Origin of the sequence: Gluconacetobacter diazotrophicus PA1 5, assembly GCF_000021325.1 — a bacterium.
In the GTDB taxonomy this organism is placed as follows: domain Bacteria; phylum Pseudomonadota; class Alphaproteobacteria; order Acetobacterales; family Acetobacteraceae; genus Gluconacetobacter; species Gluconacetobacter diazotrophicus.
This window is the reverse complement of record NC_011367.1, coordinates 18,577-27,455: the sequence shown is the minus strand read 5'-3', so window position 1 is coordinate 27,455 and position 8,879 is coordinate 18,577. Positions and strand designations below refer to the sequence as shown.

The window sequence follows — 8,879 nt, the reverse complement described above, 5'->3', positions numbered from 1 at the left end:
TGATTAAGATGGTCAGTTTCAGATATTACGTTCACGCTGGATGACGATCAGACGGACGATCCGATTGCGACACTGGTTGTCAGAGCTCCTGATGCCACTCTGCTGGTGATGGCCGAGTTCAATGTGAACCGACCCAGGCGTACGATGAAACTGACAGGCACGCATATTCATGGGGCAACAGCCAACACAGTCGGGTTTGCCAACCTGAAAACCATTGCTCTGGCCGTTCTGGAAGGGATGGATCTCGATGAAATCGTCATTGAAGGAGGAATTCGCACGACTGGGGCCGGTCCGGGCCGTATCCCGCGTCCATTCCGGTTCACGCGCCCGGTTCTCCCTGATCCTGGAGCGTAAGGACTGGCCTCATTTGAACGTGATCGCGGCCACGATGGCGCTCGCCAGACGGGGAATGACAATGCTGGCCGCCAAGCGTGCCATCGAGGCGCTGATCGCGGAATCAAAGGATCAGGGGGCTGGGCATGCTGCTATCCTGCTACCCCATACCGATACCGTCGAGGCTGTCATCGCTGATCTCGGCCGGGCCGGTATTCGGGCCGTTCATAACGACCACAGGGCCGAGGTCGATGTGGCCGCCATCCGCAAGCGGCTGAAGCTTAGTCGCCGCCAGTTCGCGCTGTGGTACGGCCTGGAGGAGGAAACCATCAAGGGGTGGGAAAGCGGTGAGCGCACGCCCGATACCGCAGCCAGAAGCTATCTGCGCGCCATCGCCAATCAACCGGAAGCTGTGCGCGAAGCCTATGCCCACGCCGGATGAGGCGTCGTGGCCTGCTGCCGATTTTGAGGGAAGGAGAACGAGCGATGTAGGTACGCTCGGAAATCAGTCCGTGCGTCATGGAGAGGGAAACTCCCATGTCTCGCACCTATCACCACAGCCGCAAATACGGCCGGGATCATCGCTGGGCCAATCGCGTGGATCGCTCCGGGTATGGAGGATCACGGGAGGCCTCGGAAGCTCCCAACTGGTACAGCCACCTGCATGACATTCGCCCTGGCCGGCATCAGGATCAGCACATCGCGCGTCTGATCGTCAAAGGTCAGCGCGATCCTGTCGAGGCCATCTTTCCCTACACCGGCACCCGGCGGCCCCATGAATATTACTGGTAAGGCCCAGGCGGGAATGAGCGATCATTCCCGCCTTTTTCGTGTCTGCGGCCTGGTGATGGACGCCTCGGACGATATCAGATAACGAAAATAACGAATGTGATAACAAAATGCTAGGTTGTTATCCGATATCTGTTATGATGTGTTTGTTATCCGGGAGGGAGGGCATTGTGAACGAGACCCTGATTTCTGCTGAAACCGTCATGCAGGCCGCCGAAGCGCTGGTCGGGCGGGGCGAGAAGCCCAGTGTGCGCAAAGTGCGGGACGAGCTGGGGGGCGGCAGTCCGAACGCCATCCTGCCGCTGCTCAACGCCTGGAAAGACAGTCAGCGCGGGCGGCCGGTCGAAGCACCGAAGGAGGAGCCCCGGAGCGAAGCCGGGGATCTCGTCTCGGCCGAGATGGACAACGCGGCCGAACGGATGAAGCAGGGCTTCCTGGCGATGCTGACCGGCTTTGTCGATGCGGAGCGCCAGAAAGGGCAATCCGTCCAGCAGGCCATCCAGGCGGCGGCCGACCAGAAGGTGGCGCTGGCGCGGGAAGCGGCGGACCAGCAGATCGCCGATATCCAGGCTCAGGCGGGTGCGGAGCTGGCCGATGCCAGGGGGGAGGCGATGGAATTGGCGGAAGCCCTGGCTGGCGCTACGGCCGAGGCTGAAGGGCTGACACGCCGGCTGGAGGCCTTGCAGCGGGAGGTGGACCGGCTGACGGTCGAACTGACCGCTGAACGTCAGGCCCATCAGGCGGCGCGTGCCATGGCCGAGCGGCAGACCGGGGAGATCGACGCCCTGCGGCAGGCCGTGTCCGAGGCCCAGGCCCGTGCCCAGGCGGCGGAGAAAGCCCAGGACATCGCGGAGCGTCGGGCCAGCACCGCTGCCACGGCACTGGAGAACGCTGAAAAGTCCCGTGACGCGGCCGAAGCCCGTGCGGAATCCCGCGTGCAGGCAGCGGAAGCCCGCGCCATCCGGGCTGAGGAACGAGCCGATGCCAGCGTCGCCGCGATCAAGGAACTCGCCGCTTCCGTCACAATCGAGCGGGAAGGTAAAAAATCTTGACGGTCAGCCGTCTTCAAGGGAGATGAACGACCGTGGCGCGTTTGTGGGTGCTGTCGGATCTGCATCTGGAAACGGCACCCTTTCCGGATGCCTATGATCCGCCCCGGCCGGCGTTCGACGTGCTGGTCGTGGCCGGCGATATCTGGGAGGGCGAGCCGGAGAAGGCCGTCGCGACGATCGCCCGGCTGGCCGAGGCGCGGCCGAGCGTGCTGGTTGGCGGCAACCATGAGGCCTGGGGTATGACGCCGGCCCGGTGCCTGGACCGGCTGAAGCGGGCGGCAAAGGGGGTCAATGTCACCGTGCAGGACGGGGACGCGGCCGTGATCGCCGGCGTGCGCTTTATCGGGGCCACTCTGTGGGCGGATGGTCTCCTGTCAGGATTGCATCTCAGGCCGCACGAGGCGACCGGAGAAGGCGTTTGCAGGCCCGATGGGCAGGGCCCCATCACCCATGGCGATGAAATCGCCCTGCATGCGGTTCAGCGCGCCCGGATCGCGTCCCTGCTGGACGAGGCCCCGGCCGACGATCTGCCGATCGTCGTCGTCACCCATCATGCCCCTCTGGTGGACCGGGTGCCGGCGGCCTTGCGCGTCCATCCGGGGGCGGATCTGTTCGCGTCCGACCTGTCCGCGCTGATGACCAGGCACCGGATCGCCCTGTGGGTGCATGGTCATATCCACGCCCGCGAGGACAGGCTGCACGACAGCGGCACACGCATCGTTGCCAACCCGGCCGGGCCGCTCTTCACCACAACCGGCTTCGAAGATGATTGCGTCGTGATCGTCTGACGCCGGTGCTGTGGGCAAGCGCGTTGAAAGCGTTGTGGTGTTGAAAGGCGCGTTGTCAATGACTACAATGCAGTCATTGACTGATGGAGGTTTCCGTGGCCGTCATGACGATCCGCAACATTGATGACAACCTCAAGCAGCGGCTTCGCCTGCGGGCGGCCGTGCATGGTCGTTCCATGGAGGAAGAAGCGCGCGTCATCCTGCGCACGGCGCTTTCCGTCGAGGTTTCCTTGTCCGTGGATGCCGGCCAGACGATCCATCAGCGCTTCGCCAGGCTGGGTGGCGTGGATCTGCCTGCCGTGCCTCGTGAGGCGATCCGGAACGTGGATTTCGGAGGGTGATCGTTCTCGATACGAATATTCTCTCCGAGTTGATGAGGTCCGAGCCCGACCAAAGCGTGTTGGCCTGGATGTCCAGCCAGCCTCTGACGACCCTGTTCACCACCAGCATCACGCAGGCGGAGATCCTGTATGGGCTGGCGTTGCTGCCGGAAGGGCGGCGGCGCGACATGCTGGTCGCGGCCGCGCGCGCCATGTTCGAAGAGGATTTTTCCGGCCGCATCCTCTCTTTCGACGGCGAGGCGGCGCAAGCTTATGCTGATATCGCGTCCCGGCGCCGGCAGGACGGGGAACCCATCAGTCAGTTCGATGCCCAGATCGCCGCCGTGACCCGTTCGCGAGGGGCTGCATTGGCGACACGAAACACGCGCGATTTCATCCGGTGTGGCATCACGCTCCTGAATCCTTGGGGTGACGCATAGCCACTATGCCCGTGCGGTCCCTGATACGTGGGGTTTTAGGGCGTAGAAGATCCGGCCTGCACTCTGTCCACGCGCGCCGGGATCGTGGCGCTGCTGGACGAGGCGCCGGTCGCTATCGTCTGCACAATGGCCGTCCGGATGGTTGGGAGCGTCAATCACCAGCGACAATCAACGTCGGCACTTTCCGTGCGTGTGGAATGGGTCGGAAGAGCGGTACGCACCGCGAAGAATGATGGTTCTTCGTCCGGTGATCGCAGGGGAGAGGCGCGCCGCGATGCTGCACTCAACAAAAAGGCCGGGCGAAATGTCCCGGCCTTTCTGCTGTTTCGGCGGCTATCATCATCATGGGGTGAGGATTATTCATGCGTCGTCCTCGCGTTCATCCTGCCATTGTCCGGTCGGCCGGTTCAATGGAAGCCCGCAGTTCTCCGCAAGATTTCCCGGATATGTGCCGGTTTCGGCCGAGAAATCCAGATGCAGCCGGTGCGGTGGGATGTTCGACCATTTCCGGCGTTCTGACTGTGCATTCTGCCCCTGCCGGGAAGAATGGGCCTTTTCCATCGACCGAATGACTGTTTTTCGCCGTATGGCGTACCTTCCGGCTTGGGTGCTGTCCGGAACGCGGAGGCCGGCTTTCAGGCGGATTTCGGTCGCCGTCCGCGCCGGCGTTCGGGCAGGCGGGTGATGGGGGGCTCGGCAGGGAGATCCTTGGCCGACGTCGCGTCTGGCTGGTCGGTATCGGCCAGGCTCGTGCTGGCGGCCATCGAGCCTCCCAGGCCGATGGCGCGGGCCTGACTGGAGCGATAGGCGGCATAGTTCGGGGCGACCATGGGATAGTCCGGCGGCAGCTTCCATTTTGCGCGATAGTCTTCAGGCGTCATGCCGTAGGCTGCCCGCAGATGGCGCTTGAGTGCTTTGAACGGTTTGCCGTCTTCCAGGCAGATGATGTGGTCGGGGAAAACCGATTTCTTCGGTGGCACGGCCGGGATCGGTTCGGGGGCGGCAGGACTGGTCGTGACCTGGCCGAGACTGGACAGGGCGTCGTAGACGGTGCGGATCAGGCCCGGCAGTTCGATCGCCGGCAGCGGGTTTCTGGCCGCATAGGCGGAGACGATCGCGGCCGTCAGCGCCAGCAGGCCGGTCTGATCGGCAGCGCTCTTCTGATCGGGGGCGTGGGGAACGTCAGTCGTCAATGCAGTTGTCCTTGTTCTGTCGCTCATGTGGCTGCGCCGCGCGGGCGTGCCTGGTCATCTGGTCATCTCTTTTCACGGTCAGTCTCTTCCTCCTTTCCGGGCGCATCCTTCTCGGCATCGAAGGCGCGCAATCCGGCCCGTCTCCAGCGTATTTTGAGACTATCGGATGGGGTATCCCCATATCCCCGGATCTGGTTTGCGAGATCGAGGAAAGCGCCGAGCATGGTGGCGCGATCGTCATCGGTCAGTTCGACCAGCCCGGCCTTCTGGACGAGGCCGCCCAGCTCGATGAGATGGCGCGTCCTTTCCCGTCTGGCCCTGGCCCAATCCCGCATGTCGGTGCGCGCCTTTCGTGCCTGGATCCTAGATGAGAGAGCCGCCAGCTTGGCGATCCGGCGATCCAGATCTGTGAGGCTCTGATGCAGCGCCTGCTTTCCCTTTCCGGGCGCTTTTCTTTCCTCCGGCCTGAAAGAACGCCGCACCGCGTTCGGTCCACCTCGCAACGGCTTCCGGTTTGCCGTGCGCCTGTTCGACAGCGGCGAGCAGAACACCGGCCAGCGTCTCCAGATCCAGCACGTCCGCTCCGGTCGCCTCGACCAGTTCGCCAAGCTGCACGGTCCGCTGTGCCTTGAGCGCCCTGGCTCGCTCCTGAAGCGCCTTCAACTCGCCGTCGATATCCCGTGGCTTGCGCATTTCCTGCTCCAACCGATCCTGATCTGTGGCACACTCTACCACACAGATCAGAGCCGCGTCACTCGCCGCGCGATCCAAAGCAATCAGGCGCCTTAGTTTTGAGTGCGCGCTTATACGTCACTGCGTGACGTACGCTTGAAATGCGTGATAGTGTCGTGTCCATGGCGATCTACCACCTGCATGCGAAACTGATCAGCCGTGCGACCGGCCGGAGCGCGGTCGCGGCGGCGGCCTATCGCTCGGCGTCGCGCCTGCATGATGATCGCCTGGATCGCGCACACGATTTCACCAACAAGAGCGGAGTGGTGCATTCCGAGATCCTGCTGCCGGACGGTGCGCCGAAGCGCCTTGCCGATCGTTCGACGCTGTGGAACGAGGTCGAGGCGATCGAGAAGCGCAAGGACGCGCAGCTTTCCCGCGAAGTGGAGTTCTCGATCCCGCGCGAGATGACCCAGGAACAGGGGATCGGGCTGGCACGGGATTTCGTGCGCGAGCAGTTCGTCGATCGCGGGATGGTAGCCGATCTGAATGTGCATTGGGATATCGGCGAGGACGGACTGGCGAAGCCGCATGCGCATGTGATGCTGTCCACGCGGACGGTGGACGAGACCGGTTTCGGGGCGAAGGGGCGAGAGTGGAACAGCAAGGCACTGCTGGCTGAATGGCGGGAGCGTTGGGCGTCGCTGGCCAATGAGCGGCTGGTGGAGATCGGGCTGGATGTGCGGATCGATCATCGGTCGTTTGCCGAGCAGGGGATCGACCTGGAGCCGCAGAACAAGATCGGGCCGGCGGGGATGCGTCGGGAAGAGCGTGGCGAGGATGCGGAGCGGGCGGCCGATCATGAGGAGATCGCGCGACGGAACGGGGAGCGGCTGATCGCGGAGCCGTCGCTGGCGCTGGAGGCGCTGACGCGGCAGCAGAGCACGTTCACCCGGCAGGATCTGGCGCGGTTCGTCGATCGGCAGACGGCGGACGCCGAGCAGTTTGCCGCCGCCATGGCGAAGGTGGAGGCCTCGCCCGAACTGGTGGCGCTGGGGAAGGACGGTCGGGGCCGGGCGCGGTATTCCACGCGCGCGATGGTGGCGGTGGAGCGGCGGCTGGAAGAGGCATCGCTGGAACTGGGTGGGCGAACCTCGCATGGGGTACCGCTTGCGGTGCGGCGGGCGGCGATGACGCGGGAAGGGCTGGGGGAAGAGCAGGCGCTGGCGGTTGGCGAGGTCACGCGGTCGCGGGATCTGTCGGTGGTGATCGGCTATGCCGGCACGGGGAAGAGCACCATGCTGGGGGTGGCCCGCGAGGCGTGGGAAGAGGCCGGCTACCGCGTGCGCGGGGCGGCGCTGTCGGGGATCGCGGCCGAGGGGCTGGAAGCCGGGTCGGGGATCGAGAGCCGGACGCTGGCGTCGCTGGAACGTGGCTGGGAAAAGGGGTTCGACCTGCTGGAGTGCGGGGACGTGCTGGTGGTGGACGAGGCCGGGATGGTGGGCTCGCGGCAGCTGGAGCGGGTGCTGTCGGCCGCGCGGGATGCCGGCGCGAAGGTGGTGCTGGTGGGCGATCCGGAGCAGCTCCAGGCGATCGAGGCGGGCGGGGCGTTCCGGGCGGTGGCCGAGCGGGTCGGGTCGGTGGAGATCACGGCCGTCCGCCGGCAGCGCGCGGGCTGGCAGCAGGAGGCCACGAAGGAGCTGGCGACCGGGCGGACGGAGGCGGCGCTGGACCGCTACGAGGCGGCCGGGATGGTGCATGGGCATGACACGCTGGAGGAGGCGCGTGCCGGCGTGGTGGCGGAGTGGGATGCGGCCCGGCGGGCCGCGCCGGGCGAGCGTTCGATCATGCTGGCGCATCGTCGGGTGGATGTACAGGCGTTGAACGAGGCGGCGCGGGCGATCCGTCTGGAGGTCGGCGAGTTGGAGGCGGGTGTCGAGGTCACGGTGGCGACGGCCCAGGGCGACCGGCAGTTCGCGATCGAGGAGCGGGTGTATTTCCTGCGTAACGACCGGGGTCTCGGGGTGAAGAACGGGACGCTGGGGACGGTGCGCGGCCTGTACGGGATGGATGAGGAGAAGGTTCTGCTGTCGGTGCAGCTTGATGGGCCGGCCGGGCCTGGCACCGGCCAGATCGTGTCAGTGCGGACGTGGGAGTATGACGCGCTGGACCATGGGTATGCGGCGACGATCCACAAATCCCAGGGGGTGACGGTGGACCGGGTGCATGCGCTGGGGACGGGGAGCATGGACCGGCACGGGGCCTATGTCGTGCTGTCGCGGCATCGGGACCGGGTGGATTTGCATTGGGCTCGGGACGATGTGGGCAGCCGCGAGGGGCTGGTGGCGAAGCTGTCGCGCGAGCGGCTGAAGGATACCACGCTGGATTATGGTCCGGGTCGTGGGGCGGAGCGGGACGCCACGGCCGCGTATGCGCGGCGGCGGGGCTTCCGGGTGCCGGAGAGCGAGATCGGGGTGGAGCGTGCGGCCGCACGGGAAGAGCCGGATCGGTCGGCCGGCGCCGACGCGGCGCCGGTGCGCGGGCGTGGGATGTTTGACGGGCTGGTGCTCAATGCCCGGCCGGTGTCGGGGCGTGACGCGGCGGCCGGGAAGGAGAAGGAGGCCGGGCGAGAGGCGCCGGCGTCTCCCTTCGCGGGGCTGAAGTTGAATCCGGATCGGCGGGAGCGGTTGCCTGCTGTGGTGGGGATGACGCCGGGAGACGATCCGCTGGTGAAGGCGGTGAACCGCTATGCGCGGGCGTGGATGGATGCCGGGCGGATGATGGAGCAGGGCCTGCCGGTGCTGGAGCATCAGAAGCGGACGCTGCACGAAGCCGGCGTTGGGCTCGACCAGGTGCGGCGTGGCGCGGTCGAGGATCTGGCGTCGGCGCTGAAGCATGAGCCGGCGATCCGCGACGCCATGCGCGAGATGGAGGGGCTGGCGCGGGCGCGGACGCTGATCGAGGGGATCGAGCGGGAAGAGACAATCCGCCGCTCGCCTGACTTGCGGGCGGCGCGGTTCGTGCGGGAATGGGACGGGTTGAGTCGCGAGCAGCGCGGCGATGCCCTGAAGGAGTTGAAGCGCGACGCGCAGCTTGAATCGCTGATGCGGGAGAAGAAGCGGGCATTGGGGATCGCGCCGGGGTCCGATCTGGACCAGGCGTTGCGCCGGCAGCGCGAGCAGTCGATCACGCGCACGATTTCGCGGTCGCGCGGGCGTGGCATGGATATGGGGATGTAGGATTTTCTAGGAAGATATCGAATCAACATATATGATATCATCATTGGGAAATG

At 65.5% G+C, this 8,879-nt stretch carries 11 protein-coding genes; 8 read left to right on the top strand and 3 right to left on the bottom strand.

Going from position 1 to position 8,879, the window contains the following annotated elements:
* Window positions 1–247 precede the first annotated feature (247 nt).
* The 7 genes from GDIA_RS18040 (at window position 248) to GDIA_RS19340 (ending at window position 4,241) form a co-directional block, all read left to right on the top strand.
* On the top strand, window positions 248–775 hold the full coding sequence (locus GDIA_RS18040; protein WP_012555450.1) for a helix-turn-helix domain-containing protein: 528 nt from the start codon (window positions 248–250) through the stop codon (window positions 773–775).
* 95 nt (window positions 776–870) lie between these two features.
* Complete coding sequence (locus GDIA_RS18035) at window positions 871–1,125, top strand: hypothetical protein (protein WP_012555449.1); 255 nt, start codon at window positions 871–873, stop codon at window positions 1,123–1,125.
* Window positions 1,126–1,292: 167 nt separating this feature from the next.
* Window positions 1,293–2,174, top strand: coding sequence for a DNA-binding protein (locus GDIA_RS18030; RefSeq protein WP_012555447.1), 882 nt, complete (start codon window positions 1,293–1,295; stop codon window positions 2,172–2,174).
* A 32-nt stretch (window positions 2,175–2,206) separates the two neighbouring features.
* Window positions 2,207–2,962, top strand: coding sequence for a metallophosphoesterase (locus GDIA_RS18025; RefSeq protein WP_012555446.1), 756 nt, complete (start codon window positions 2,207–2,209; stop codon window positions 2,960–2,962).
* Window positions 2,963–3,057: 95 nt separating this feature from the next.
* On the top strand, window positions 3,058–3,303 hold the full coding sequence (locus GDIA_RS18020) for a FitA-like ribbon-helix-helix domain-containing protein (RefSeq protein WP_012555445.1): 246 nt from the start codon (window positions 3,058–3,060) through the stop codon (window positions 3,301–3,303).
* Window positions 3,300–3,722: a type II toxin-antitoxin system VapC family toxin gene (locus GDIA_RS18015; RefSeq protein WP_012555444.1), complete on the top strand. Its 423-nt coding sequence runs from the start codon at window positions 3,300–3,302 to the stop codon at window positions 3,720–3,722. The genes GDIA_RS18020 and GDIA_RS18015 overlap by 4 nt, the downstream gene beginning before the upstream one ends.
* A gap of 84 nt (window positions 3,723–3,806) precedes the next feature.
* Complete coding sequence (locus GDIA_RS19340) at window positions 3,807–4,241, top strand: hypothetical protein (protein ID WP_144880454.1); 435 nt, start codon at window positions 3,807–3,809, stop codon at window positions 4,239–4,241.
* A 116-nt stretch (window positions 4,242–4,357) separates the two neighbouring features.
* On the opposite strand, the gene GDIA_RS18005 is transcribed toward GDIA_RS19340, so the two are convergent.
* From GDIA_RS18005 to GDIA_RS17995, 3 genes are all read right to left on the bottom strand, one after another.
* Window positions 4,358–4,915, bottom strand: a complete 558-nt coding sequence (locus GDIA_RS18005) for a Ros/MucR family transcriptional regulator (RefSeq protein WP_012555443.1) — start codon at window positions 4,913–4,915, stop codon at window positions 4,358–4,360.
* Between the two features lie 62 nt (window positions 4,916–4,977).
* Entirely contained in the window at window positions 4,978–5,250 is a 273-nt protein-coding gene (locus GDIA_RS18000) for a conjugal transfer protein TraD (RefSeq protein ID WP_012555442.1), read from the bottom strand.
* Between the two features lie 28 nt (window positions 5,251–5,278).
* Window positions 5,279–5,608 carry a conjugal transfer protein TraD gene (locus GDIA_RS17995; protein WP_049763054.1) on the bottom strand — a complete coding sequence of 110 codons (330 nt, stop codon included), beginning with the start codon at window positions 5,606–5,608 and terminating at the stop codon, window positions 5,279–5,281.
* 161 nt (window positions 5,609–5,769) lie between these two features.
* Here GDIA_RS17995 and traA point away from each other — a divergent pair, with 161 nt between their 5' ends.
* The gene (gene traA / locus GDIA_RS17990) at window positions 5,770–8,826 is read left to right on the top strand and encodes a Ti-type conjugative transfer relaxase TraA (protein WP_043459676.1); all 3,057 of its coding nucleotides are present in this window, start codon (window positions 5,770–5,772) and stop codon (window positions 8,824–8,826) included.
* Window positions 8,827–8,879 lie beyond the last annotated feature (53 nt).